This is a genomic window from Arthrobacter sp. Y3223164 (assembly GCF_059091005.1).
The window spans coordinates 1-337 of record NZ_JBNHGF010000939.1 but is presented as its reverse complement, the minus strand read 5'-3'; the positions used below and the strand labels follow the sequence as shown (position 1 = coordinate 337).

Genomic DNA, 337 nt, shown 5'->3' with positions numbered 1-337 from the left:
CGTCCCGGGCCGACGCCGAGGCGCTGCGGCTGCTCGGCCGGATCGTGCATCCGGAAGGCCCCGACACGCAACGGCTCAGCGATGTGCTGGGCCTGGAACCGGGCGCCGTCGAGGGGCTGCAGGACCTGCTGTCCTCCCCGGACGAGCCCGGAATCCTGGCCCGCGCCGGCCAGTTGCTGCAACTGCCGCCGATCGCCGCCCGGCTCGCCGAAGGGTCGCTGCAGCCCGACCGGGTCCCCGGGATGGAATCGATTCCCGTCCAGTCCATCGGCAAGGCGCTGCTGGAACTGGCCAGCACTCCGGCCGAGGGCAGGGGCCCGTTGGCGGCGTGGCAGCG

The 337-nt window shown here is 74.2% G+C and carries 1 protein-coding gene; it reads left to right on the top strand.

Annotated features, from left to right (window positions below; translation table 11 throughout):
- On the top strand, positions 1-337 hold a 337-nt coding region (locus AC5RUJ_RS18825), incomplete at both ends, for a hypothetical protein (protein ID WP_494156581.1).